The sequence below is a fragment of the Halogeometricum pallidum JCM 14848 genome, assembly GCF_000337095.1.
Classification (GTDB): Archaea; Halobacteriota; Halobacteria; order Halobacteriales; family Haloferacaceae; genus Halogeometricum; species Halogeometricum pallidum.
On the sequence record NZ_AOIV01000044.1, the window covers coordinates 66035 to 89838 of the forward strand.

Consider the following 23804-nt stretch of genomic DNA (forward strand, 5'->3'; position numbering starts at 1 on the left):
CGTGATGTATCCGGTATGAGCATCCGAGAGTGGGCCGCGTTCGGCATCGACCTCGCACACATACTCCTCCTCAGCGTCGTTTACGTCGCCGGATTGACGGTGATGACCGCGAACGCCGGCGTCCGAAAGACGTATCTCGGGTTCCGGTCGTCCGCGAAGTTGCGGTCGAACGGACGCCCGAACTGAAGAAACGAGGGGAGGGACGGAATCGTTTCTGATACCCACACGGCAGTCGAAGGATCGGTTCGCGCGTGAGACTGACGCGGAGCGGTGACTACTTGGTCGGTCCGCGTGTCGGAGGCGCCGTGAGCGAGAACCTCTCCGTCACGGTCTGGAACGAGTACCGGCACGAACGCGACAGCGACGAGGTGGCCGAGGTGTACCCCGACGGCATCCACGCGGCCGTCGCCGAGGGCTTCGAAGAGCGCGGGTTCGAGACCCGGACGGCGACGCTCGACGACCCCGAGCACGGCCTCTCGGAGGGCGTATTGAAAGACACGGACGTGCTGACGTGGTGGGGACACCGCGCCCACGAGGAGGTGTCCGACCACGTCGTCGACCGGGTCGTCGAACGGGTCCGCGATGGAATGGGCCTCTTAGTCCTCCACTCGGGGCACTACTCCAAGCCGTTCAAGCGCCTCATGGGAACCTCCTGTGCGCTGAAGTGGCGCGAGGCGGACGAGAAAGAGCGCATCTGGGTCGTCGAACCGGGCCACCCCATCGCGTCCGGACTCCCCGAGCACATCGAGGTACCCGAGGCCGAGATGTACGGGGAGCGCTTCGACGTGCCCGCGCCGGACGAACTGGTCTTCACGAGTTGGTTCGAGGGCGGGGAGGTGTTCCGCTCCGGGTGCTGTTACAACCGCGGGTCGGGCAAGGTGTTCTACTTCCGCCCGGGCCACGAGACGTACCCCATCTACTACCGCGACGACATCCGCGACGTCCTCGCCAACGCCGCCGAGTGGGCCGCCCCCTCGGACGGTCCGGAGCCGTTCTTCGGCAACGCGGACCCGCTCGAAGACGTCTGAACGGGCGCGTCGGGTTCAGTCCCCGTCCCGAAACTCGCGGTGGACGGCGAGGCCCTCGGCTTCGAGGACGGGACCGACCACGTCGACGTCGCGCCCCCGTCGCTCGAACACCTCGCCGCACGGGACGCCCTCGCTCCCGCCGAACTCCTCGGCGGCGCGGGCCCCCGAGACGCTGTAGACGACGGCACCGAGGTTCGATATCGAGAGCCCGCCCGAACACATCGGGCAGGGCTCGGTACTCGTGTACAGCACCGCCCGTTCGCGCTCTTCGGGAGCGAGTTCGCGCGCCATCCGCCGGGCGACGGTGAGTTCCGGGTGGAGCGCCAGGTCGTCTTCCGTCCGTTCGCGGTTCGTCTCCTCCATCACGACGGCGTCGTCGACGACGAGCAGCGACCCGTACGGTCCGTCGCCGCGGGCGCCGGCCTCGCGCGCGAGGGCTATCGCCTCCTCGACGTAGCGCTCGTGGTCGAGCGAATCCAAGTCGGACATCGTCGGGGATTCGTCCCCGCGCGGCAAGAAGCGTCCCCATCGACGCCGCGCGACGGGGGGTTAGAGTGCGCGTCCGCGGCCGACCCTCACGGCGTCGGCGGGTAGTATAAATCGACCGCGCCCTACCGAACGACTATGGCAGACCCGACATCGGGGCAGCGGAGGTTCATGCTCGGCCTCTTCGTCGTCGCCTTCCTCGTGTTCGTCACCGGCTTCGTCGTCATCGCGTTCCTCTCGGGGGCAATCTGACGGCGTCGGGGCGGTCCCGCCGCCCTCCCCGTCGCCCGACGCTCAGTCCTCCCCGTCGCCCGACGCTCAGTCCTCCCCGTCGCCCGGTCGGTGGGTGACGCCCTCCTGCTGGTCGGCGCGCTTTCGTCGGAGGGCGGCGGCGGCGTTCGAGGCGTCGTACCCGAAGTAGACCTCGTCCGCGTAGGCCTCGGCCACCTCCGTCGCGTGGATGAGGTCGTCCATCTCCATCTCGGCGTCGACGGCGTACAACTCGATCGCGAACGGCACGTCGAGCGGTTCGAGGAGCGACCGGAAGCCCTTCGCGATGGTCTCCAACCAGTAGGTCGTCCCGTAGTGAACGTCGTACAGGGGGACGACGAACTCGTCGACGTGCTCGGCGAGCGCTTCGATATCGAGGCCGGCCCGCTCGTAGAGGTGGCCTGGGTAGGGGTCGGGGTACAGCGTGAGGTAGGTCCGCCCGGGGATTCGCTCGGCCGCCTCGGCGACGAACCCGGTGATGACCTCCGCGCGCCACGCGTACCAGTCGTCCTCGTCGCCGTCGGCGTCGTTCTCCGCGACCCACTCGGCGAACAGTCGCTCGCAGCGGTCGCAGTGACAGTACCCGTCGCGGGGAAAGCCCACGTCGTCCAACCGGACGTCCGGGTTCTCGGCGGCGCAGTCCGCGACGATTTCGAGCAGGCCCGCGCGGTAGTCCTCGTTCGTCGGGCAGATGTACGCCCAGTCGAAGAACCGCTGGTCGCGGGTGGCGAGATTTCCCTCGTCGTCGACGGGGACGAGTTCGGGGTTGTCGTCCGCGGCGGCCGTATCGCCGAAGCACGACACCATGTTCACCGCTTCGGGGAGGGGTTCGGCCGCCCGACCGGTGACGTCTTTGACCTCGTAGAACGCCCGGTCGAAGTCGGGCCACTCCACCTCGTCCGGGTTACGCGTGACGACGCCGTACATGACCGGACGTTACCGAGCGAGCGGCATGAGTCGTTCGCTCCTGGCGCCGTCGCTGGTCGGCCGGCGACCCGGAGAAACGAGGGTCGAATCGCGCACGCGGTGCCGACGCGGCACCGGACGGCGCGGCGACGGAGGTTACTCGTCGACTTCGACTTCGATGGGTTCGCTCCCGCCGGAGGCGAGAACGTAGACGACTGCGACCAATGCGAGCACCACGAGCAGTTTTGCTTTTCCGGACATACTCGGCAGTACGGAGGTTCGGTACAAATGCGTTCCCCTCGCCGTCGCGGGGTTCGGCGGCGGCTTCGGGCGGTGCCTCAGGAGACGTCGAGGTTCTCGGCCACCTCGCCCTCGCGGACGATATCGCCGCAGTAGCCGCAGCGGAGGCCGTCCGAGAGCACCTCGAACCGCGAGGCGACCGGTTCGTCGGCGTTCGTGATGCAGTTGCGGTTCGGACAGGAGACGACGCCGGTCACCTCCTCGGGTCGCTCGACGCGTTTCTTGTCGACCACTTCGTAGTCGCGGATGATGTTGATGGTCGCCTCCGGGGAGATGACCGACAGCACGTCCACCTCCGATTGGCTCAACTCTCTTCCCTCGACCTTCACGATGTCCTTACGGGCGAGTCGGTCCGAGGGGATGTTCATCCCGATGGAGACGCCCTCGCCGCCCGACCCGTCGATGCCGAGGATGGCGAGGACGTTCAGCGCCTGTCCGGCGGCGAGGTGGTCGATGACGGTGCCGTCGCGTATCTTCGAGACGCGGAGTTCCTTCTCGCTCATTCTCCTCCCTCCAGCAGCATGTCCAAGAGCGCCATCCTGACGGGGACGGCGTTGTGCGCCTGCTCGAAGTACTTCGCGTGCGGCGTCTCGTCCACCTCGGGGGCGATTTCGTCGACGCGGGGCAGGGGATGCATCACGGTCAGCGAGTCCTTGGCGTCGGCGAGGTCCTCGGGTCCGATCTGGTACTGGCCAGCGACCTTCCGGTACTCGTTCTCGTCGGGGAAGCGCTCGCGCTGGATGCGCGTCACGTACAGCACGTCGAGTTGGGGCAGGACCTCGGACAACTCGGTGTGCTCGCGGACCTGCGCGCCCGAGGCGTGCAGGTCGTAGCGGACGCTGCGGGGCAGACGCAGGCTCTCGGGGCTGATGAAGTGCTGGCGGCTCTCGAAGTTGGTCAGCATCTCGGCCAGCGAGTGGACCGTCCGGCCGTACTTCAGGTCGCCCATGACGCCGATGGTGAGGTCGTCGAGGCCCGCGTTCTCCCGGATGGTGTAGAGGTCGAGCAGCGTCTGCGTGGGGTGTTGGCCCGCCCCGTCGCCCGCGTTGATGACGGGTACGTCCACGAACTCGGAGGCCATCTTCGCCGCGCCTTCCAAGGGGTGTCTGAGGACGATGGCGTCCGCGTACCCCTCGACGACGCGGGCGGTGTCGGCTAAACTCTCGCCCTTCTTGACCGACGTGGAGTCGACGGGTCCCATGTCGACGGTTCTGCCGCCCAACCGCTTCATCGCGGTGTCGAAGCTCATCCGCGTGCGGGTGCTGGGTTCGAAGAAACACAGACCGAGCACCGACCCGGCGCGCCGTTGGCGCCACGCCTCCGGGTCGGCGTCGATATCCGCCGCGCGGTCGAGCACCGCCTCGACGTCGTCCCGCGACAGTTGCGACGCGGAGATGAGGTGGTCCTGACGCATCGTCGGATAGCGCGTATGGGACCGACTTGAATCGCTCGGCTTCGAATGACGGTAGAAAAACACACGAACGTGCATACCTGTCCCCTCGCCGAGGTCTGATAAGGGGCTCGGACGTCGCGAATCGCGGGAAGCGGTCAGAGTCGTCCGACGTGCCCCGTCCTCAGCACCCGGCGGCGGGGCGCTCGTCCGACCGTCCGTCGAGGTAGGTCTCTCCGAGGTGGTCGAAGACGTCGTCGACCGTCCCCGGATCGTACGTCCAGAAGCCGTAGAATCGGCGGGGTTCGCGCTCCTCGGCGAGGAGCGCGCACTTGGACTCCTCGTCGCCGCCGCCGTCGAAGGCGACGAACCAGGTGCTGCGAATCTCGTCGGCGCGTTCGGGGTGGACGTCGAACGTCTCCTCGTGGTCCGAGAGTTCGGCGTCCGGGACGGCGAAGGCGGCCACGTCGAGGCCGGGTTTCGTCCCCAACTGCTCGTACACCGGAAGCTGTCGCTCCAGAATCGAGTACCGCTGGAAGCCGGCGTACAGCGTTCCCTTCCCGGCGCGCCACGCGCGGTCCTCTATCTCCCGCGAGGCGGCGAGCATCTGCCTCCCGTCGTAGGAGGTAAACAGCGTCTCGTCCAACTCGTCCAGTATCAGCTTGTAGGGTTCGGAGTCGAACCCCGGCGTCCGCGACCGGCCGCCGTCGGGGACGATTTCGGCGAGCGAGGTGGCCGAGAGCACCCGTTCTCCCTCCGAGAGGACGACGTAGTCGGGTGGATCCGACTCCGTGGACGCCGTCGTCACGTTCACGTTACGGTCGGCGAACCGCTCGGCCACCGAATCGACCGTCGACTCGTCGGCGTTGTGGACCACGAGCGTCTTCTCGCTGTTCTCGACGTCGGCAATGAGTTCAGTAAGGGACATACTCGCAATTTAGAGTAACACCATATAATTCTTGCTCGAGAGGAACGTAAACAAATATCTCTGCAGAGAAATATCCGGCGTCAATCTCCGGATTATAAGCCGCCTACTGCCGGTTCAGGGCCAGTTCCCGTTGTCGGCGTAGGCGTCGACGACGCGGCGGATGGCGACGACGTAGGCGGCGGTTCGGAAGTTCGGCAGGTCGTGCGTCTCGTAGGCCTCGACGAGGGTGTCGAACGCTTCGGTGATGACGCGTTCGAGTTCGTCGTTGACGCGCTCTTCGGTCCAGGTGAATCGCTGTCGGTTCTGCACCCACTCGAAGTAGGAGACGGTGACGCCCCCGGCGTTCGCGAGGATGTCGGGGAAGACGGAGACGTCGCGTTCGGTGAGGACGTCGTCGGCGTCGGGCGTGAGGGGTCCGTTCGCCGCCTCGACTACCACGTCGGCCCGCACGTCCTCGGCGAGTTCGCCGTCGATGGCGTTCTCCAACGCCGCCGGGACGAGCAGGTCCACGTCGAGGGTGAGCAGGTCGTCGTTCGAGAACTCCTCTCCGGCCCCGTCGTAGCCCGAGACGCTCCCCGTCTCCCGCTTGAACTCCTTGACCGCCCGCGTGTCGAATCCGTTCTCGTTGTACACCGCACCGCTGGAGTCGGAGACGGCGACGACGTCGGCGCCGATGTCTTCGAGAAGCGTCGCCGCGATGGACCCCGCGTTGCCGTACCCCTGCACGGCGACGGTGGCGCCCTCCATCTCCATGTCGAGGTAGTCGAACGCCTCGCGGGCGGTGAGCATCGTCGACCGACCGGTGGCCTCGACGCGACCCTCGCTCCCCCCCGAGGAGATGGCCTTCCCGGTGACGACGCCCGGCGCCGTCGTGTGTTCGAGTTTCTCGTAGGTGTCCTTTATCCAGTTCATCTCCCGCTGACCCGTGTTCACGTCGGGCGCGGGGATGTCCTCGTCCGGGCCGATGATGGGCCGGAGTTCAGTGGCGAACGACCGCGTGACGCGTTCGAGTTCGGCCGCCGAGTACTCCTTCGGGTCGATGACGACGCCGCCCTTCCCGCCGCCGTAGGGGATGTCGACGACGGCGCACTTGTACACCATCCACCCCGAGAGCGCCTTCACCTCGTCGCGGGAGACGTTCGGGTGATAACGAATTCCGCCTTTGTACGGCCCCCGGTCGCCGTTGAACTGCGAGCGGAACGCTCGGAACCGTTCTCGCGACCCGTCGTCCAAATCCACCGAGAGGTTCAGTTCGAGCACCCGTTCGGGGTGTTTCAACCGCTCGATGACGTCCTCGTCGACGTCGAGGTGCGCCGCGGCGTCGTCTATCTGCTCCTGCAAACTCTCGAAGGGGTTCGCCTCCTCGTTCATACGTACCGCACTCACCGAGACGCTGTTAACTCTGGCGAAGCAAATGTCAACAGAACGCGAAACTGTCGTTTCGGGGGAGTTTCGGCCGACCGGAAACACCGCGCGGGCGGGCGAGTCAGGGTCAGACGCCCCAGCGTTCGTGCGCCACCTCGCGAGCAACGATGGCGACGGGCCGCCAGAGTGGTCGGGGGTGTGTCGGTGGCCTCAGCGTTCGCCGGCGCGTTCGAGGATTCGCTCCGCCTGGGCGACGAGGGGGGCGTCAATCATCTCGCCGTCGACGCGGAACACGCCCGCCTCCGACGCGTCGGCCTCCTCGCGGGCGCGGAGCACCTTCCGCGCCCACTCGACCCGTTCGGGCGACGGCGTAAACGATTCGTTGATGACGGGCACCTGCGCGGGGTGGATGGCCATCTTGCCGTCGTAGCCGAGGGTTCCCGCGAACGCCGTCTCCGCCCGCAACCCGTCCTCGTCTTCGAAGTCGGTGTAGACGGTATCGATGGCGTCGACGCCCTCGGCGGCGGCGGCGAGGACGACCCGTTCGCGGGCGTACAGCACTTCGGTTCCCTCGGCCGTCCGCGTCGCGCCCACGTCGGCGGCCAGGTCCTCCGCGCCGAAGACCAGCGCCGTCGTCGGGCCCGCGGCGGCGATGTCGGGCGCGTTCAACACGCCGCGCGCCGTCTCAACGAGGGCGAACACGGGCAGCGCTAGCCCCCGGGCGGCGAGTTCGTCGTCGAGGTCCCGGACGTCCTCCGGGAAGCCGGTTTTAGAGAGCATGACCGCGTCCAGACGGACGTCCGCGTCGCCGTCGGAACCTACGACCCCGTCCAAGTCGTCGGCCGCCGTCTCGGCGGCGACGCGGACGACGACTTCCGCGTCGGAGTCGAACGAGGGGTCCGACAGCACCTCGCGGACGGCGGCGCGCGCGTCGTCCTTCTTTGTCGGCGCGACGGCGTCTTCGAGGTCGAAGCAGACCACGTCCGCACCCGCGGTCGGCGCTTTGCGCATCAACTCCGGCCGGTCGCCGGGCGAGAAGAGGAGGCTTCGTCGTGCCATACTCACGCTAGGCGCGGCGGCGGCTTGAAACTGTACCGCCACTGTCCGGTCGCCCCGTCGTCGGACCGTCCGGGGCGACGGTAATCAGTCGTCCGCGGCGTCTCCACCGTCCTCGGCGGGGCGCCGCCACCGGAGGACGACCGTTCGCTCCACCTCGTCGCCGTCGGTCGCGGCGTACTCGGCGAGTTCGGCATCGGCGTCCGGTCGAGACCCCGACGCGCCGTCCCGCGGCCGACGCCGTCGCGGCCCGCGATACTCTCGCGGAGGGTCCGGAGATACCGCGCGAGTTCCTCCCCGTCCAGCGTCTCCCTCCGCTCCAACGTTCGGCCCTGTGACCGCCCGCCGTTCTCGTCCGCGACGCCCGGCGCGTGACCGCTGACCACGGCGTTGACGACCGCCCCCAACAGGAGAACGAGTCCGGAGAAGTACAGCCACGTCACGACGAGGACGATGCCTCCGAACATGTTCGCCGACCCGCCGCCCTTGAACACGAGGTAGACCTGAAAGAGCGACTGGAGGGCCGCCCACCCGACCGCCGAGAACGCGACTCCCGGAACCACCTGCCGCCAGTCGAGTTCGGTGTCGGGGAACACGTAGTACATCGGGAAGAACGCGAGGACGAGGCCGAACACCAACGCGAGGGGCGTGAGGAGTCCGATACCGGGAACCGTATCGGAGAGGGCGGCGAAGACGGCGCTGGCGCCGGCCGTCGCGAGGCCGACGAGGACGACGGCGCCGTCTTTCAGTTGGTCGCCGACGGTGTTCTCCGCCTCCGTCCCGTAGATCTCGGAGAACGCCGTGTCGAGACCGCGAAATATCTTCAGCGATCCCCACACCAGAACGACCAATCCGACGAACGACGCGCTCGCGGCCGCCGAGTTCCCCTCGAATATCCGGACGACGACGTCCGCGATGGGTCCGGGGAGCGACTGTCGAGCGACGTCAACGAGTCGGGCCTCCAGACCGCCGCCGAGGAGGCTGACGACGAGAAGCAACAGGAGCAACAGCGGCGCGAGCGAGGCGAACGCGTTGTACGCGATACCGGCGGCGATGAGCGTGACGTTCTGTTCGGAAAACTCCGAGAAGACCGCCTTGGCGGTCGCCGCCACGTCGGAGACGCTGAGCACGTCTCCCGTCACGGCGCCTCCCGTTAAGTTGCGTGTGGCCGCCCGTCGTCGGACCGTTCGAGGCTCAGTCCGGATAGGCTCCGACGAAAGCGGTGTGCTCCGGACTTACTCGCCGCTGCCGTCTCGGGACGGCGAACCGTCACCGTCGCCGGTGGAGTCGTCTCCACCGTCGCCGTCGCCCGTTCCGCCTCCGTCCGCCGCGTCCTCGGCGTCGCTCTCGACCGCCGGTTCGGCGGCCGACTCGACGAACGCCTCGCCGCCGACGCCGTCTTCCACCCCGCCGAGGACGTCTTCGGACGGTAACACGCTCCGCAGGTCGTCGTCGTCGAGCAACTCCTCGAGTTCGCCGTCGTCGGCGTCCAGACCGCTGTAGCCGTAGGCGAGGCCGAACCCGCCGCCCAGCAGCGCCCCGGTCGTCCGGTTTCCGACCTCGGAGGAGGCGTCGGCCGCGCGCGCGCCAATCTCGGCCCCGCGGAGTATCGCTTCGGGGTCGACGTTGGCGTACCAGTGGGCGTACTCGGCCGGGGGGTTCGTCCGGTCGAAGACGTGTTCGGCCGCGCCGAGGAGGTTGCCGGCGGCGGCCCCGCCGGGGCCGCCCTCCCGGTCCCACCGCCGGCCCCGCGTCCGCGCGCCGACGGCCATCTCCAACGGGTCGATGCGCGCGGCGGCCGAGTCGGGGTTGGCGCTGGCGTACGCGCCGGTGGCGGCGCCGCCGAGGGCGATGGCGCCGAGGCCCGCCGCCGTCGAGAACGGCAGGGAGGCGGCGAGGCTAAATCCGGCGATACCCGCGCCGATGGCCCACTTGCCGGCCTCCTTCGGGTCGCCTTCCCGGAACGCGCGCTTGAGATTCCGCCCGAGCGGTCGGGCGTCGAGTCGGGGCGCCCGCGCCGTCGGAAGCCGACCGACTAGCTCGTCGGCGGGCGTCCCGTCCTCGCCGCTCGCAGTCGTTCCGCCCTCGTTCTTCTCGTCGGCGCGACGCGACGGGGACGGCCCGACGAGCGTCGAATCCGAGAGGAGCGCGAACAGTTCCTCGGCGGAGTCGGCCTCCGCGACGAAGCGGTCGGCTCCCGACTCCCCGTCCCGGTCGGCGAACAGGTCGGCCGCCGCCCTGAGCGCCGTCTCGGCGTCCGTCGCGTCGGCGACGGCGGCGTCGAGGTCGCGGCGGAAGCCGACGGCCCGCGAGGCCGACGAGTGGACGCTGTGCGCCAGTTCGCGCATCCGGTCTGCGACCGCGTCGAGTTCGTCCGGGGCGGCGACGGAGAGCGTCGCCGTCGATCCGTCGGCCAGTTCGAGCGAGAGCGTGTCCGTCAGCCACGACGACCCCGTCTCGACGCCGACCACGTCGTCGAAGGAGAACGCCCCCACCTGGTCGCCGCGGTCGGACGGCGAGACGACGACCACCCGCCGGTCGCTCACGAGGGCGTGCCCCCGTTTTCTGAAGCCGGGGTTCACCGACCACGTCTCGTCGTCGGGGCCGTCGACGGCGAGTTCGTCCACGGTGAGGACGAACCGCGGTCGTTCGTCCTCGAACAGGTACGCGCCCAGCGGCCGGTCGTATCGGTCGTGCTTCGACCGGAGCGTCTCGAAGGTGACGCTCTCGTGGTCCGCCTTCGCGGCGACGTCGCTCAGGTGGCTCGTGAGCTCTGGGTGGCGGTCCGGAATTCCGACCGCATCGAGCGTCGCACGGCAGTTCAGGCAGAATCGCGTCTCGGGGACGACCGTCGAACAGCGCGAACAGCGGGTCGTACTCATGGGCGTACATAGGGGCCGGCCGAGGTAGTGTCTTGTCCCTATTTCTTTCCCCGTTCCGGGCTCACCGCCTCGAGGTGCGGGCCGCGAACGCCGCCGCGGCGAGCACCGCGACGGCGGCGGCGACCGGACCGAACCCGGGCACCGGCGAATCGGTCAGCGCCACCGCGTCGGCGCCGTCGGTCTCCGTCGTCGTCCCCGGTCCATCTGTCGACGCGGGCGTCGCGCCGGCGGTCCCGGAGACGGTGGCGGTAGCGTTCACCGTCGTGCGCTCGCCGGGGGCGTTGAGGCTCAGCGGGACGGTGTACTCGCCCGGCGCGGGCGTCGGTAGCCCCTCGACGACGACGACGAGTTGGTCGCCCGCGCGGAGGTCGCTCGTTCCATCGAAGACCACTTCGACGGTGCCGTCGCTGACGCTCACGCCCGCGATGTCGTCGCGGACCGAGACGTCGACTTCGGTTCCCGGTCGGTCGCTGCCTCGGTCGATACCGGCGACGACGACGGAGTCCGGCGGAACCGACGACGGGGTCGTCCCCGTCTCGCCGAGATGCATCTCGAAGGAGTCCAGCGGACCCGCGTCGCTCTCATCGATGGTTATCGTCGTCGCGTACGTCGCCGACCCGGCGTCCGATTCCGAGGGTCGGACGTCGAGTGTCGCGTTCGACGCGCCGGCGACCCCGCCGACGAACGCGCTCGAACCGAGCAGTGCGACGACCAGCAGGACGGAGGCGGATTTCGCGTTCATCTGTATCTGAGGCGGACGGCGACCGTCCGTTCGTCCATTCGTTAGGAAGACGACGAGAAGGGGTTTGCGGCTCCCGGACCGTCACGGTTTTTCGACAGAGACGAGATGGAGACGTATGACCGGACGCTACTACGAGGAGTTCGAGGTGGGCGAGACCATCGCTCACGAGAAGCGCCGGACCGTCTCCGAGTCCGACAACCAGCGTTTCTGCGACATGACGATGAACCAGCAGCCGTTGCATCTGGACGAGGAGTTCGCGGGCGAGACGCGGTTCGGCGGGCGACTCGTGAACGGACTGTACACGCTGTCGCTGGCCGTCGGGCTCTCGATTCCCGACACGACGGACGGCACCATCGTGGCGAACCTCTCCTACGACGACGTGGAGCACCCGAACCCCGTCTTCCACGGCGACACTATTCGCGCGCAGAGCACCGTCACGGACAAGCGGGAGACGTCCGACGGCGAACGCGGTATCGTCACGATGCACGTCGAGGCGTTCAACCAAGACGACGACCTGGTCTGTGAGTTCGACCGGACGGCGCTCTCGCTGAAACGCCCGGAGGAGTAGCCGCGGTGGACCGAGACGCCGCGACGCGGGACCGACTCCGGACGCTGGCCGCCCGCGCCCCGGACCCCGCCACGCTGGCGCGTCTGAGCCTCGGCGCGATGGTCCTCCTCGCGGGCGTCCACAAACTGCTCGACCCGGCGGCGTGGGCCGTCTACGTCACCGACTGGCTGGAGCCGTGGATTCTCGTCTCGCCCGTCGCGTTCATGCTCCTCAACGGGGTTTTGGAAGTCGGATTCGGCGCGGCCATCCTCGCGGACCGCTACACGGTGTTCGCCGCCGCCGTCGCCGCCGTCTCGCTCACCGCCACCTGCGGCTACCTCGCCGTCGCTCTCGTCCTCGACGGCGCCTTCGGCGACGTACTCGCCCGGGACGTGGGACTCGCCGGACTGGCGTGGGCCGTGCTGGTCGACGCCCTGCGGGCGGACTCGACGGGAGCGTCGTGACCCCCCGGCCCAACGGTTATCTCTCCGACTCTCGTCTCGCCGTCCATGGAACCCGAACTCGACTGGCTGACGCTGGATGACGACGAGGAGGTCGTCTGGTCGGACACGCCGCACCCCGCGAGTATCGTCCCCGCCCTCGCCGTCGGCCTCCCACTCTCACTCGTCCTCGTCGGCATCCCCATCGTCGCCTCGGCGTACCTCTCGCTGCGGAACACGCACTACGTGGTCACGACGAGCGGTCTCTACCGCAAGTCCGGCATCCTCTCGCGCGACGTGCAGAAGGTGGGGTTCGACAAGGTGCAAAACACCTCCTACAGTCAGGGTATCCTCGGCTCCTACGTCGGGTTCGGGAACGTCGACATCAGCACCGCCGGGGGGTCGGGCATCGAGATGCGGTTCGGCTCCGTCGAGAACCCCCGCGAGGTGGCCGAACTCGTCAACCGACGCGTGAAGCGGTCGACCGGGACCGGCGAGGAGGACACCGGCAAGGCGGCCGTCCTCGACGAGGTGGTGACCGAACTCCGGTCGATTCGGACGCTCCTCGAATCGGACCGCGCGACGGCGGACGCGGCGACGCGCGACGCGGAGACGGACGACGCGGGCACGGTGGACGAACTGTCGGCCGAAACGCCGAGCGACGATGCCGGGGCGGTCGACTCGGCCGGCGCGGACGAACGCACGGACGAGACCGCCTCGAACGGGCGATGAGCGCGGTCGAGTGGGTCACGCTCGACGCGGACGAGGCGGTCGAGTGGACCGGCGGGCCGGTGCTCGTCAGCGCCCTCCCGCAACTGGCAGTCGGTGTCGTCGTCGCCCTCGCGTCGCTCGCGGTTCCGCTCGCGTTCGGCCTTCCGTGGTACTCCGCAGTACCCGTGCTCATGCTCGCCGTCCTCGTCGCCGGGAGCGGTCTCTACCCCGTCTACGCGACCGAGTACGTCGTCACCGACCGCGCGGTGTACGCAAAGCGCGGCCGGCGCGCCCGGCGGGTGACGACGCTCGAACTCGACCGCGTACAGGACGTGTCCTACCGGCGGTCCGCGGTCGGCGGCGCGCTCGGATACGGGACTGTCACCGTCGAGATCGCCGGGGGCGGCGACCTGTCGCTGTCGGCCGTCGGCGACGCGCGACGGGCCGCGGACCTCGTGGGCCGCCTCGCCCGCCGCGCCGACGACCCGATTCCGGGCACCGTCGAGCAGTGGCGCGCCGTCCGCGACGAACTGCGCGGAATTCGCGCGGCGCTGGAGACGCGGCGCTGAGCGCCCGTCTCTCGAATCGGAGGGTGCGGGCGACTCAGCCGAAGATGAGGACGGAGTTCGAGACCGAGGCCACCGCCCACGGCATCGCCACGGCGAGCGGGATGAGCGGTCGGCCGCCGGGCGGGGCGTACCGCGTGAAGACGGCGGCGACGCCCACGACGGCGGTCTTGAGGGCGATCATCGCCGGGAGCGGGCCGACGGCGAGCATCGTCGCGCGGGCGATGGGGTTCGCCTCCTCGAACCCGAGGCTGAGACCGTAGGCGGTGAGCGCGACGTCGAGGACGTACGTGACGGCGACGGCGGTCCAGAGGGTCCGCTCCCGTCGGGCGAGCGCGTCGAGGGCGTCGGAGAAGAGCATCGCCGACCTCGTCGCGTTGGGTGCTGCCATGCCACCGTTCACGCGGACAACACTTCTCAGTAGTCGTCACATACCGGAAGAGAGTCTGGATAATTTGTACGTTACCGCCCGATAAACGTTCGCCTACGGCCCGGCGGCCGGGGTGAAACGGTCGCCGCCTCAGAGGACGGTGCCGTGTTTCTTCTCGGGGAGGGACTTCTCCACGTCGGCGTAGAAGGCGAACCGGCCGGCGAGTTCGGCGCGGAGGTCCGAGGGAGGGACTATCTCGTCGATGACGACTTCGCTCGCCATCCGGTGGGCGTCGATGTCGCGGCGGTACTCCTCGCGGAGTTCGTCCTCCCGCCGCCTCCGCTCTTCGGGGTCGTCGATGTCGTTCAGTTTGTTCGCGTAGACGGCGTTGATAGCCGCCTCCGGTCCCATGATTCCGATCTCGCCGGAGGGGAGCGCGAGGACGCTCTCGGGGTCGTAGGCTGGACCGCCCATCGCGTAGATGCCCGCGCCGTACGCCTTGCGGACGACGACGGTCTGTTTCGGCACCGTCGCCGACGAGGTGGCGTAGATGAACTTCTTGCCCTTCTCTAAGATGGCGTCTTTTTCCACCTGTGACCCGGCCATGAACCCCGGCGTGTCGCAGAGATAGAGGAGGGGAACCTCGTAGGCGTCGCAGGTCCAGATGAACTCCGCGGCCTTCTCGGCGGCGTCGGGGAAGATGGCGCCCGACCGCTGGGCGGGTTGGTTGGCGACGACGCCGACGGGCCGGCCGTCGATGCGGGCGAACGCGGTGACGATCTCCGTCCCGTAGTCGGGCTTGAGTTCGAAGACCGACTCGGCGTCGACGACCCTGTCTAAGAGGTCGTGGACGTCGTACGGGCGGTTCGGCGCCTCCGGGATGAGTTCGTCGATGCCGTCGGGGGAGTACTTCGGGGGGAGCGTCTCCGATTTCGGGGGCTTCTCGCCGGCCTTGTCGGGGAGGTACGTCACCAACTCCGCGACGAGTTCGCGGGCGTGGGTCTCGTCGCGGGCGACGAGGTCGGCGCTGCCGGACTCCTCGGCGTGCATCCGCGCGCCGCCGAGGTCCTGCATGTCTATCTTCTCGCCCGTCACCATCTCGACCATGCGCGGAGAGGCGATGGCCATCGCGGACATCCCCTCGACCATGACGGTGAAATCCGCGAAGACGGGAGTGTAGGCCGCGCCGGCGATGCACGGGCCGTAGAGGACGCAGATCTGCGGAACTCGGCCGGAGAGCATCGAGTGGTTGTAGTAGTACTTCCCGATTCCTTCCCTGTTCGCGAAGAAGCCGGTCTGCTGGTCGATTCTGCCGCCCGAGGAGTCCATCAGGTAGAGCACCGGCTTGCCGCTCTTGAGGGCTCGCTGCTGCATCCGGAGGAACTTCTCGACGCCGTGGCGGGCCATCGACCCCGCCTTCACGGTGAAGTCGTTCGCCATGAAGTGCAGGTCCCGCCCCTCGAACGTCGCGGCGCCCGTGATGAGGCCGTCGGCCGGGAGGCGGTTCCCGTCGTCGGCGTCCTCCACCTCGGGACTGTCGGGGTGCCAGCCGTCGAAGTGGGCGAACTTGCCGTCTTCGAACGTGATACCGTCACCCCCCTCGTCGGCCCCGTTCTTGTCCGCTCCCCCGCGCGCGGACTCGCCCGTCTCCCCGAACCAGAGTTCGAGTCGGTCGCGGACGAACAGTTTCCCCTGGTCGCCGAGGCGCGCGCGGTACTTCTCGGGGCCGCCTTCGAGGATGTCGCGAATCTCCGCGCGCAGTCGCTCCTCCCGTTCGGTCGGCCCTAACTCGTCGTCCAACGGGTACTCCGCGGTCGGTGCGTCGGCCGTCGCCGCGGGCGCGTCCGCCCCGCCGGCGTACACCTCGACCGCCGACCCGAGGTGCTGTGCGAGGGCGCTCGCAATGGCGGACGCCTCCTCGTCGGAGGCGTCGGCGCCGATTCGGACCTTCATACCCCGGACTGCGCGGGGGAGTTCAAAATCGTTTTCTATGTAAGATACGGCGGACCGCGGGCCGTCCCCGGCGCAAAGCCGTCGGAGCGCCGCCGGTCAGTCGTCGAACGCCGCTTCCAGGTCGTCGACGAACTCCTCGTTGCCGACGTACACCGGCGTCCGCGCGTGCAGTCCGTCCTTCTCGACGTCCATGAGCGACCGCTCGCCGTCGGAGGACCGCCCGCCGGCCGTCTCCACGATGTAACCGACGGGATACCCCTCGAACTGGACGCGGAGTTTCCCCTCCGGGGCGTCCGCGAGGGTCGGATAGGCGAAGATGCCGCCGTACGTCATCACCTGGTTCACGTCGCCGATCATCGACCCGCCGTAGCGGAGTTTCATGCTCGGGTCGGACTCCACCTCCTCGGCGTAGTCGGCGAAGTCGTCCACCCAGTCGGGTACCCGCCCGCCGAAGCCGTACACCGTCGGGTCGTCCGGGAGCGACACGTCCTCGCGTATCGTCTCGTAGTCGCCCTCCTGGTCGATCACGTACTCGGAGACGGTATCGTCGCGCGCGACGACCATCGTCGTCGTCGCGCCGTACAGGACGTAGGCCGCCGCGACCATGTCCGTGCCCGCGGCCGGGAGGGGGGCGTCGTAGACGGCGACGATGGTGCCCATCGTGTTGTTGGGCTTCAGGTTCGAGGAGCCGTCGAGCGGGTCGATACAGACCGAGAGGCCGCCGGTACCCGTGTCGATAACCTCCTCGCGTTCCTCGCTAGCGTACTCGCCGACGCCCCGCAGGTCGCCGAGGCGGTCGCGGAGCATGTCGTCGGCGAAGATATCCGCCTCCAGCGGAGTCTCGCCGGAGGGGTTGTCCGTCTCCGCGTACACCCGACGGCCGGGCAGACCGGCGCGAATCTCCGGGGCCGCGGCGGCGACTACGTCGATGATCCGCGTGATAGTCGTCGCGTTCGATACCGCTTCCGTCGGGGTGGTGTCTTCCTGGGTGGCCATCGGTTAGAACGCACCTCCGCGAGTCGAGGCGAAGCGTGCAGGTGGGGGTCGCGGTGCGGACCGGTCGCCCGGGGGGTTTCTCGACAGACCCCCCGGACGCAGCACCGGCTTTCATCACTTCTGGTTCCGGTCACCACGTATATAAAAATAGCGCAGAGGAGATTCAGTAGCGGATTCCTAATTCGCGTGTCAGAAGCGGGAAAGAACGACTCTAATGGTATCTGAGGTTTCGGATAATAATTAACTCGAAGAGTAAATAGTTCTCCGGTCCGCTCAGTCGAAGTGGGCTCGGGCCGCCTCGCACCACCGTCGAATCCGTCGCTCGCCGAGTTCGAGGGCGTCAGCGACGCTCGCGGGGTCCGCGGTGGCGAGTCGGCGGACGGAGCGGATGCCGGCGTCCGCGAGTCGCGCCGCGTGGTCGTCGCCGACGGCGTCGAGGGCCGTCACGGGCGTCGGCGCACTCTGCTCGCGCCACGCCGCCTCGGCGTCGTCGGAGAACCACTCGGTCCCGTCGTCCCGCGCCGCCGCCTCGGATTCGGTCGCCCGCTCGCGCCACGCGGCTTCCTCGTCCGTCTCGTCCCCTCGCCCTCCGTCGGGCGTCGACTTCGCCCGCCACGCGGCCTCCTCGTCGCGCGTCGGCCCGTCCGACGCGGTTTCTTCGGCCGCCGCGCGCCACTCCGCCTCCGCGTCGGCCGTCGACCCGGTTCCCTCCTCGGCCGTCGTCGACGCCGGCGTCCCGTCGCCGTCCCCCTCGACTCCGTCGGCCCGCGTCTGCCACGCCGACTCGGCGGCCGACGCCTCGTCCGCCGCCCATTCCGAGGACGCGGCGACCCACGCGCGTTCGTCGTCGTCGAGTCCGCGCACCTGCGAGGACCGGCGCGACAGGTCGCCGTCCTCGGCGTCGAACGACCACGACAGCGAGTGCTCGCGCCGGATTTTCGCGGCCACGCCCGGATGGACGCCGTGCGCGGTCAGGTCGCGGTAGGAGACGCGCTTGCGGGCCACGTCCGCCGCGTCTATCGGGGAGTCGCGGAGGGCCGCGGCGGTCTTCGGGCCGACGAAGCGCAGTTCCTCCAACGCCTCGGGGAACGTCTCCTCGAACTCCTCCTCGTCGACGACGGTCCACGGGAGGGGGACCTCCCCGTCGCCGTCGGTCGGTGCCGCCGCGCTCCACGACTCGGGGTCCCCCTCCGCTATCGTCCCCTCGCCCCCCTCGTCGACGGCGTCGGCATCTTCCTCCGGGCCGTCGATTTCCGCATCCTCGGCGGCGTCACCCGTCCCCATCGTTCGGTCCTCGACGCCGTCGCTCCCACCGGCGGCGTCGTCACCCTCGCGTCCGCTGTCGGCACCTTGATTCACGCTTTCACCCGTTGACCCCTACCTTCACGTTCTGCAACTTGAGGGTTTCCGTCCATGTATGAGAAGAAACATGTCCTCCCGATAACGACGGATATTGCCGACGGTTCGTCACGTTTAGCATCCGTGACGTCGACGGAGGTTCATGGACGTTCGTGATTTATCAGAGGTAGAAACGGTCGGCGTCGTCGGCGCCGGGACGATGGGCAACGGCATCGCGCAGGTGGCGGCGACGTCGGGGTACGACGTGGTGATGCGCGACATCGCCGAGGAGTACGTCGAACGCGGCCTCGACAGCATCGAGGACTCCCTGTCTCGGTTCGTGCGCAAGGAGAAACTCTCGCAGTCGGAGGCCGACGACGCCCTCGACCGGGTGCGCGGCACGACCGAGTTACCCGACCTCGCGGCGGCGGACCTCGTGGTCGAGGCGGCCGTCGAGGACATGGACCTCAAACGCGACATCTTCGCCGACCTGGACGGCGTCGTCGACGAGGACGTGGTGCTGGCCACGAACACGAGCACGCTCTCTATCACCGCCATCGCCGCCGCGACGAACCGCCCGGAGGCGGTGGTCGGCGTCCACTTCATGAACCCGGTCCCGGTGATGAAGGGCGTCGAAGTCGTCGTCGGAGAGAAGACCGACCCCGCCGTCGTCGAACTCGCGCACGGGTTCTCTGAGGCCCTCGGCAAGGAGACCTGGGAGTCCGACGACAAACCCGGCTTCGTCACCAACCGCATCCTGATGCCGTGGCTGAACGAGGGCATCCGCGCCTACGACGAGGGCGTCGCCTCGAAGGAGGACATCGACCGCGGGATGACGCTCGGGACGAACGTCCCCATGGGACCGCTGACGCTGGCGGACCACATCGGCCTCGACGTCTGCCTGGACGCCTCGCGAACCCTCCACGAAGAACTGGGCGACCGGTACAAGCCGGCGTACCTCCTCAAGCGCAAGGTGGAAGCGGGCGACCTCGGAAAGAAGACGGGAACGGGGTTCTACGAGTACGACTGACCCGCCTACCACGTGCAGTTCGGACAGCGATCCTCGCCCAACTCGTCGGGGTCGGCCTCTCGTTCGTCGGCGGTCGTCAGCACGGACGACTCCCCGCAGGCTAGGATGTCCGTTCGATGCCACCGTCCCTTCTCGTCGCGTACGACAGTAGTTGTCATACGTTCGAACGACGGTCGCACACCCACCAAAGCGTGTCGCCGCGAGGGCGACGCTACGCTCTTCGACGGAGCGCCGCCGCGACGACGACGCCGATGAGGAAGAACAGCGCCCCCAACCCGACGAATCCGAGCGCGAACGCCCGGACGACCGGGAGGGCGTCGCCGCCGGCGACGAACGCGAGGCCGGCGGCGAACCAGAACAGGACGGCGACGAACCCGCCGACGAACAGGGCGGTCTGCGAGTCGAGGTAGTCGTCTGCGGGCACGGTCGGACGGTTTCGCGCGGACCCTCATTACTGCGCCGACGCTCCGAGTATCAACGCTGAGTATCTGCGCGAACGATTTATCCGGGGGTCCTCCCTCTCCCCGGTCATGATACGAGTCGCGGGGCTCAGGAAGACGTACGGGGGATTCCCCGCCGTCGTGGGGAGCGACTTCGAGGTGGACGAGGGGGAGATATTCGGCGTCGTGGGGCCGAACGGCGCGGGAAAGACGACGACGCTGAAGATGCTCGCCGGACTGGTCGAACCGACCGAGGGGACCGTCGAGGTGGGCGAGTACGCGGCGGACGACGCGGAGATGCGCCGTCACCTCGGCTTTCTGCCCGAGGAGTCGCCGCTCTACGAGGACATGACTGCGCGGTCGTATCTCCGCTTCTTCGCGGACCTGTACGACGTTCCCCGGGCGGAGGCGACGCGCCGGACCGAGGACACCCTCGACCGACTCGAACTGGAGCACAGAGACCGGCGACTGGGCGATATGTCGAAGGGGATGAAGCGGAAGGTGGCCATCGCTCGGTCGCTGGTCAACGACCCCGACCTGCTCGTCTACGACGAACCGGCGTCGGGGCTGGACCCGTTGACGACGAACTACGTCCTGGAGTTCACGCGCGAGTTGGCCGAACGCGGCAAGACCGTCGTGTTCAGCGCGCACAACCTCTATCACGTCGAGAGCGTCTGCGACCGCGTCGTCATCATGAACCGCGGGGAGATAATCGCCCGCGGCACGGTGCCCGAGATACGCGAGGAGCACGGCGAGACGACCTACCGCGTGTTCACCACGGTGCACGTCGAAGGCTTGGAAGCGACCGACGACGGTCGCTACCTGCGCGTCGTCGACGACATGGGGGCGGTCGAGGCCGCCCGCGCCGAGGCCGAGGCCGCGGGCGGCGAGGTGACCGACATCCGAACGGCGGAGCCGAGTCTGGAGGACATCTTCCTCGACCTCGCCGGCCGACCGCCCGCGGCGCGCGAGGACGGCCGGGGACGCGCGGACCCCGCCGCGGCCGCGCGGGCCGACGGCGGACGGACGGACGAACGACGGGGCGAGAGAACGGACGGAGACGAGGGTGGAGACGGGGGCGAGCGGTGAGTCGGTCGCTCGCAGAGCGACTCAGCGCGGTCCGCCGCATCGCCCGTTGGGAGGTCTCCCGTTCGGCGGCGACGGTCGACCGCCGGACGCTCGGGTTCGTCCTCGTCGCTCTCGTCCTCGCCGGCGGCGTCGCCAGCGCCGGCGTCGTGACGGGCGGCGTCGCCCTCGACCGGAACATCTACCGCGTCGGCGTCGACGCCGATAGCCCGTACTACGGCCCCGTCGCGGCGTCGTCGGCGCTCGACCCGCGACCGGCCGACGTGAGTCGGATGGACGAGGTCGACCTGTTCGTCGGTCAAGGGTATATCGCCGCCGACGACTCACAGAAGAGTCGCGCCGCGCTCGCGGAACTGAACGACGCCATCCGGCGGTACAACACGCGGACGATGCTGGCCGAGGAGAACGCGACGGCGGCGTTCCCCGTCGTCGTCTCCCTGGAGTACGCCTCCCGGGAGTCGTCGCTTCCGGCGGGGACGGCGTCGACCTCCGACGGAACCGCTGACGGCGCAGACGGCGTCGCGTCCGGCGGGTCGGGGGAGGACGGCACCGCCGGCGACGGAAGCGCGTCGGGTTCGACGGACGGCAGCGTATCCGCCGGCTCGACCGCCGGTTCGACGGACGGCGGCGCGTCCGCGGGGACCACCGGCTCAGATGGGTCGCTCTCGGTGCCGAACCTCGGAGGCGTCAATCCGTTCGCCTCGGGGTCCACCGGGTCGCCGGTCGACATCCGGCCGCCGTTCCCGTTCGCCTCCTTAGTCCTCGCGTTCGCGTTCCTCGTGCCGATGAACTTCGTCGTGCAGGCCTACGGCGGGACGATGCTGAACGAGCGAATCAACCGCCGCGGGGAACTGCTCCTCGTCGCGCCCGTCTCGCCGGGGGACATCGTCCTCGGGAAGACGCTCCCCTACCTCCTCGCCCTCGTCGGCCTCACGACGGCCATCGCCCTCGCAGTCGGCGGCGGCCTCGTCTCTGTGGCGGCCGTCCTGCCAATCGGCCTCGTCTTCCTCGGGGCGACGTTCGTCGGCGCGATGTTCGCGCGGTCGTTCAAGGAACTCACGTTCGTCACCGTCGCGGTGTCGGTGTTTCTCACCTCCTACACGTTCGTCCCGGCCATCTTCACGCAGGTGACGCCCGTCGCGCTCATCTCGCCGCTCACGCTCGTCGTCCGCGATCTGGGAACCCAATCAGTGAGCCTCGGGGAGTATCTGTTCTCGACGGGACCGTTCTTCCTCTGCGGCGTCGCCCTATTCGCCCTCGGCGCGGGCGTCTACCGCGAGGAGGACATGTTCACTCAGCGGTCGGTCCCGCTGAAGTTCCTCGACGCCCTCGACGCGCGCGTCTCCCGGCCGCGGGACGCGGCCGTCGTCTCCGCCCTGTCGATTCCGTTCGTCTTCGCCGCTGAACTGCTGGCCGTCGCCGTGCTGTTCGTCCTGCCCGTCGCGCTCACCGTTCCGACGATGCTGCTCTTGGTGGCGCTCGTCGAGGAGGCGGCCAAGAGCCTCCACGTCTTCGCGGCGTTCGAGAAGTCGCGCTTCGAGCGGACGCTCCCGACGGCGCTCCGCCTCGGCGCGCTCTCCGGACTGGGATTTTTCGTCGGCGAGAAGTTCACCGCCGTCGCACAGCTCATCGGTCTGCAGCGATTGGAACTCGGCCGGACCCTCCTCGCCCCCGCGGGCGTCGACGCCGGCGCCCTCGGCGGCGCGGGCGCGGGGGCGGTTTCGGGCGGCGCCGCGGGCCTCCTCCTCGCCGTCGCACTGCTGTTCGCTCCGCTCGCCCTCCATGCCGTCACCGCCGGCATCTCCGCCGTCGGCGCCTCGCGAGGCAAGCGGCCCTACGCCGCGGCGTTTCTCGTCGCGGTGGCGGTTCACGCCGCCTACAACTACACGGTGGTGAGTTTCCTTGGGTAGCGACGCCCGAGTCACCGTCGCCCGGCGCGAACTCGCCTCGCTGGGCGAGGAGAAGACAATCGTACTCGCGCTGGTGTTACAGCTGTTCATCGCGGCGTTCTCGTCGTTCCTCGTCGTCGGCCTCGTCTCGCTGTACGACCCCGGCGAGATGGGGGGCTACGAGGTGGACGTGGCGATAGCGGGCGGTGCGACGGACGAACTCGTCCGCGCCGCCGACGAGGTGACGGGCGTGGACTCCCACGTCTACCCGGACGCCGCGGCCGCGACGGACGCCTTCGAGCGTCCCTCCGAGACCGGAGTCGACGCGGTGTTGATCGGCGAGGTTCGCGACGGCAGGGTGCACGTGTCGGCGACGGTGCCGGACGGGAACGTCCAGACCACCGTCGTCGTCGTGCAGTTGCGCGACGTGCTCCGGAACCTCGAACGCGCAGAGCGGACCGACCGCGCGGCGTGGCTGAGCGCGCTCCCGGTCGACCTGCCGCCGGAGACGCAGTCCAGTCCGTACTACGGCTTCACCTACACCGTACTGGTGCCCCTGCTGCTGTTCCTTCCGGTGTTCATCAGCGGGTCGCTCACGGTGGACTCGATCGCCGAGGAACGGGAGCGGGGCACCCTCGAACTGCTCCGGGTCGCCCCCGTCACCCTGCGCGAAATCGTGGACGGCAAACTGCTCGCCGCGGCGGCGCTGGCGCCCGCACAGGCGGCGCTGTGGGTCGTGCTGCTGGGGGTCAACGGAACGCGCGTGGCGAACCCGCTCGCGCTCCTCGCCCTCGTGGCGGCGCTGTCGGTGCTGGTCTGCTCGCTGGGGGCCGTCGTCGCCCTGCTCTCGCCGGAGCGACGCTCGGCGCAGTTCCTCTACTCCGTCGGCGTGCTGTTCGTCTTCGGCGGCACGGCGCTGTTCCCGAACAACCCGGTGAACACGGCCGCGCGCCTCGCAATCGGGAGCGCGGACGCCTCGGCGGCCGTCGTCGTCGCCGCCTACGCTCTCGTCGGCCTCGGCGTCTACGTCGCCCTCCGCCGCCTCGTCGGCGAGGTGGACGCGAACGCGCTCTGACCAACCGCCG

General features: G+C 68.9%; 26 protein-coding genes. 10 read left to right on the forward strand and 16 right to left on the reverse strand.

Annotated features, from left to right (window positions below):
- Positions 1–15: 15 nt before the first annotated feature.
- Positions 16–186, forward strand: a complete 171-nt coding sequence (locus tag C474_RS22445) for a hypothetical protein (RefSeq protein WP_160166852.1) — start codon at positions 16–18, stop codon at positions 184–186.
- Positions 187–305: 119 nt separating this feature from the next.
- On the forward strand, positions 306–1028 hold the full coding sequence (locus tag C474_RS19460) for a ThuA domain-containing protein (RefSeq protein WP_008389875.1): 723 nt from the start codon (positions 306–308) through the stop codon (positions 1026–1028).
- A 15-nt stretch (positions 1029–1043) separates the two neighbouring features.
- Here C474_RS19460 and C474_RS19465 read toward each other — a convergent pair whose 3' ends face one another.
- The 10 genes from C474_RS19465 to C474_RS19510 form a co-directional block, all read right to left on the reverse strand.
- A complete protein-coding gene (locus tag C474_RS19465; RefSeq protein ID WP_008389876.1) occupies positions 1044–1517 on the reverse strand; it encodes a nucleoside deaminase in 474 nt (157 codons plus the stop codon).
- 315 nt (positions 1518–1832) lie between these two features.
- A complete protein-coding gene (locus C474_RS19470) occupies positions 1833–2711 on the reverse strand; it encodes an alpha-amylase family protein (RefSeq protein WP_008389878.1) in 879 nt (292 codons plus the stop codon).
- 317 nt (positions 2712–3028) lie between these two features.
- Complete coding sequence (gene pyrI / locus C474_RS19475) at positions 3029–3493, reverse strand: aspartate carbamoyltransferase regulatory subunit (protein WP_008389880.1); 465 nt, start codon at positions 3491–3493, stop codon at positions 3029–3031.
- Positions 3490–4404, reverse strand: a complete 915-nt coding sequence (gene pyrB / locus C474_RS19480; RefSeq protein WP_008389882.1) for an aspartate carbamoyltransferase — start codon at positions 4402–4404, stop codon at positions 3490–3492. The genes pyrI and pyrB overlap by 4 nt, the downstream gene beginning before the upstream one ends.
- A 160-nt stretch (positions 4405–4564) precedes the next feature.
- On the reverse strand, positions 4565–5308 hold the full coding sequence (locus C474_RS19485; protein WP_008389883.1) for a DICT sensory domain-containing protein: 744 nt from the start codon (positions 5306–5308) through the stop codon (positions 4565–4567).
- Positions 5309–5422: 114 nt separating this feature from the next.
- Positions 5423–6679: a Glu/Leu/Phe/Val family dehydrogenase gene (locus C474_RS19490; RefSeq protein WP_008389884.1), complete on the reverse strand. Its 1257-nt coding sequence runs from the start codon at positions 6677–6679 to the stop codon at positions 5423–5425.
- A 204-nt stretch (positions 6680–6883) separates the two neighbouring features.
- A complete protein-coding gene (locus C474_RS19495) occupies positions 6884–7732 on the reverse strand; it encodes an HpcH/HpaI aldolase/citrate lyase family protein (RefSeq protein WP_008389885.1) in 849 nt (282 codons plus the stop codon).
- Between the two features lie 2 nt (positions 7733–7734).
- Positions 7735–8871 (reverse strand): YihY/virulence factor BrkB family protein, encoded by a 1137-nt coding sequence (locus C474_RS19500; protein WP_008389886.1) that lies wholly within the window; start codon positions 8869–8871, stop codon positions 7735–7737.
- Positions 8872–8964: 93 nt separating this feature from the next.
- A complete protein-coding gene (locus tag C474_RS22450; RefSeq protein ID WP_008389887.1) occupies positions 8965–10611 on the reverse strand; it encodes a hypothetical protein in 1647 nt (548 codons plus the stop codon).
- 61 nt (positions 10612–10672) lie between these two features.
- Complete coding sequence (locus C474_RS19510; protein ID WP_008389888.1) at positions 10673–11353, reverse strand: hypothetical protein; 681 nt, start codon at positions 11351–11353, stop codon at positions 10673–10675.
- 115 nt (positions 11354–11468) lie between these two features.
- On the opposite strand from C474_RS19510, the gene C474_RS19515 reads away from it, so the two are divergent.
- From C474_RS19515 to C474_RS19530, 4 genes are read left to right on the forward strand one after another with little or no spacing between them, the layout of a single operon-like run.
- Complete coding sequence (locus C474_RS19515) at positions 11469–11921, forward strand: MaoC family dehydratase (RefSeq protein ID WP_008389889.1); 453 nt, start codon at positions 11469–11471, stop codon at positions 11919–11921.
- A gap of 5 nt (positions 11922–11926) precedes the next feature.
- Positions 11927–12364, forward strand: a complete 438-nt coding sequence (locus C474_RS19520) for a DoxX family membrane protein (RefSeq protein ID WP_008389890.1) — start codon at positions 11927–11929, stop codon at positions 12362–12364.
- 45 nt (positions 12365–12409) lie between these two features.
- Complete coding sequence (locus tag C474_RS19525; RefSeq protein WP_008389892.1) at positions 12410–13072, forward strand: PH domain-containing protein; 663 nt, start codon at positions 12410–12412, stop codon at positions 13070–13072.
- The gene (locus C474_RS19530) at positions 13069–13620 is read left to right on the forward strand and encodes a PH domain-containing protein (protein WP_008389894.1); all 552 of its coding nucleotides are present in this window, start codon (positions 13069–13071) and stop codon (positions 13618–13620) included. The genes C474_RS19525 and C474_RS19530 overlap by 4 nt, the downstream gene beginning before the upstream one ends.
- A 34-nt stretch (positions 13621–13654) precedes the next feature.
- Here C474_RS19530 and C474_RS19535 read toward each other — a convergent pair whose 3' ends face one another.
- The 4 genes from C474_RS19535 to C474_RS19550 form a co-directional block, all read right to left on the reverse strand.
- The gene (locus C474_RS19535; RefSeq protein WP_049917205.1) at positions 13655–14008 is read right to left on the reverse strand and encodes a DUF5658 family protein; all 354 of its coding nucleotides are present in this window, start codon (positions 14006–14008) and stop codon (positions 13655–13657) included.
- A gap of 129 nt (positions 14009–14137) precedes the next feature.
- Positions 14138–15940, reverse strand: coding sequence for an acyl-CoA carboxylase subunit beta (locus C474_RS19540; RefSeq protein ID WP_008389898.1), 1803 nt, complete (start codon positions 15938–15940; stop codon positions 14138–14140).
- A gap of 96 nt (positions 15941–16036) precedes the next feature.
- Positions 16037–16936: a class 1 fructose-bisphosphatase gene (locus C474_RS19545; protein WP_008389900.1), complete on the reverse strand. Its 900-nt coding sequence runs from the start codon at positions 16934–16936 to the stop codon at positions 16037–16039.
- 273 nt (positions 16937–17209) lie between these two features.
- The gene (locus C474_RS19550) at positions 17210–18295 is read right to left on the reverse strand and encodes a DUF7409 domain-containing protein (protein WP_008389902.1); all 1086 of its coding nucleotides are present in this window, start codon (positions 18293–18295) and stop codon (positions 17210–17212) included.
- A gap of 142 nt (positions 18296–18437) precedes the next feature.
- Here C474_RS19550 and C474_RS19555 point away from each other — a divergent pair, with 142 nt between their 5' ends.
- Complete coding sequence (locus tag C474_RS19555; protein ID WP_008389903.1) at positions 18438–19304, forward strand: 3-hydroxyacyl-CoA dehydrogenase family protein; 867 nt, start codon at positions 18438–18440, stop codon at positions 19302–19304.
- Positions 19305–19309: 5 nt separating this feature from the next.
- Here C474_RS19555 and C474_RS22755 read toward each other — a convergent pair whose 3' ends face one another.
- Positions 19310–19462 (reverse strand): hypothetical protein, encoded by a 153-nt coding sequence (locus C474_RS22755; RefSeq protein ID WP_008389905.1) that lies wholly within the window; start codon positions 19460–19462, stop codon positions 19310–19312.
- Positions 19463–19515: 53 nt separating this feature from the next.
- Positions 19516–19728 carry a hypothetical protein gene (locus C474_RS19560; RefSeq protein ID WP_008389907.1) on the reverse strand — a complete coding sequence of 71 codons (213 nt, stop codon included), beginning with the start codon at positions 19726–19728 and terminating at the stop codon, positions 19516–19518.
- 106 nt (positions 19729–19834) lie between these two features.
- Here C474_RS19560 and C474_RS19565 point away from each other — a divergent pair, with 106 nt between their 5' ends.
- The 3 genes from C474_RS19565 to C474_RS19575 are packed head-to-tail and all read left to right on the forward strand — an operon-like array spanning position 19835 to position 23794.
- Positions 19835–20833, forward strand: coding sequence for an ABC transporter ATP-binding protein (locus C474_RS19565; protein WP_008389909.1), 999 nt, complete (start codon positions 19835–19837; stop codon positions 20831–20833).
- The gene (locus C474_RS19570) at positions 20830–22740 is read left to right on the forward strand and encodes an ABC transporter permease (protein WP_008389910.1); all 1911 of its coding nucleotides are present in this window, start codon (positions 20830–20832) and stop codon (positions 22738–22740) included. Before C474_RS19565 ends, C474_RS19570 begins: the two co-directional genes overlap by 4 nt.
- Entirely contained in the window at positions 22733–23794 is a 1062-nt protein-coding gene (locus tag C474_RS19575; RefSeq protein ID WP_008389912.1) for an ABC transporter permease, read from the forward strand. Before C474_RS19570 ends, C474_RS19575 begins: the two co-directional genes overlap by 8 nt.
- Positions 23795–23804 lie beyond the last annotated feature (10 nt).

Excerpts from the sequence above, each read along its gene's own strand:
- C474_RS22445 (WP_160166852.1), top strand. The coding sequence starts at position 16 with ATGAGCATCCGAGAGTGGGCCGCGTTCGGCATCGACCTCGCACACATA.
- C474_RS19485 (WP_008389883.1), bottom strand. The coding sequence starts at position 5,308 with ATGTCCCTTACTGAACTCATTGCCGACGTCGAGAACAGCGAGAAGACG.
- C474_RS19495 (WP_008389885.1), bottom strand. The coding sequence starts at position 7,732 with ATGGCACGACGAAGCCTCCTCTTCTCGCCCGGCGACCGGCCGGAGTTG.
- C474_RS22755 (WP_008389905.1), bottom strand. The coding sequence starts at position 19,462 with ATGACAACTACTGTCGTACGCGACGAGAAGGGACGGTGGCATCGAACG.
- C474_RS19555 (WP_008389903.1), top strand. The coding sequence starts at position 18,438 with ATGGACGTTCGTGATTTATCAGAGGTAGAAACGGTCGGCGTCGTCGGC.
- C474_RS19540 (WP_008389898.1), bottom strand. The coding sequence starts at position 15,940 with ATGAAGGTCCGAATCGGCGCCGACGCCTCCGACGAGGAGGCGTCCGCC.
- pyrI (WP_008389880.1), bottom strand. The coding sequence starts at position 3,493 with ATGAGCGAGAAGGAACTCCGCGTCTCGAAGATACGCGACGGCACCGTC.
- C474_RS19565 (WP_008389909.1), top strand. The coding sequence starts at position 19,835 with ATGATACGAGTCGCGGGGCTCAGGAAGACGTACGGGGGATTCCCCGCC.
- C474_RS19545 (WP_008389900.1), bottom strand. The coding sequence starts at position 16,936 with ATGGCCACCCAGGAAGACACCACCCCGACGGAAGCGGTATCGAACGCG.
- C474_RS19535 (WP_049917205.1), bottom strand. The coding sequence starts at position 14,008 with ATGGCAGCACCCAACGCGACGAGGTCGGCGATGCTCTTCTCCGACGCC.
- C474_RS19515 (WP_008389889.1), top strand. The coding sequence starts at position 11,469 with ATGACCGGACGCTACTACGAGGAGTTCGAGGTGGGCGAGACCATCGCT.
- C474_RS19530 (WP_008389894.1), top strand. The coding sequence starts at position 13,069 with ATGAGCGCGGTCGAGTGGGTCACGCTCGACGCGGACGAGGCGGTCGAG.
- C474_RS19490 (WP_008389884.1), bottom strand. The coding sequence starts at position 6,679 with ATGAACGAGGAGGCGAACCCCTTCGAGAGTTTGCAGGAGCAGATAGAC.
- C474_RS19525 (WP_008389892.1), top strand. The coding sequence starts at position 12,410 with ATGGAACCCGAACTCGACTGGCTGACGCTGGATGACGACGAGGAGGTC.
- C474_RS19470 (WP_008389878.1), bottom strand. The coding sequence starts at position 2,711 with ATGTACGGCGTCGTCACGCGTAACCCGGACGAGGTGGAGTGGCCCGAC.
- C474_RS22450 (WP_008389887.1), bottom strand. The coding sequence starts at position 10,611 with ATGAGTACGACCCGCTGTTCGCGCTGTTCGACGGTCGTCCCCGAGACG.
- C474_RS19465 (WP_008389876.1), bottom strand. The coding sequence starts at position 1,517 with ATGTCCGACTTGGATTCGCTCGACCACGAGCGCTACGTCGAGGAGGCG.
- C474_RS19510 (WP_008389888.1), bottom strand. The coding sequence starts at position 11,353 with ATGAACGCGAAATCCGCCTCCGTCCTGCTGGTCGTCGCACTGCTCGGT.
- pyrB (WP_008389882.1), bottom strand. The coding sequence starts at position 4,404 with ATGCGTCAGGACCACCTCATCTCCGCGTCGCAACTGTCGCGGGACGAC.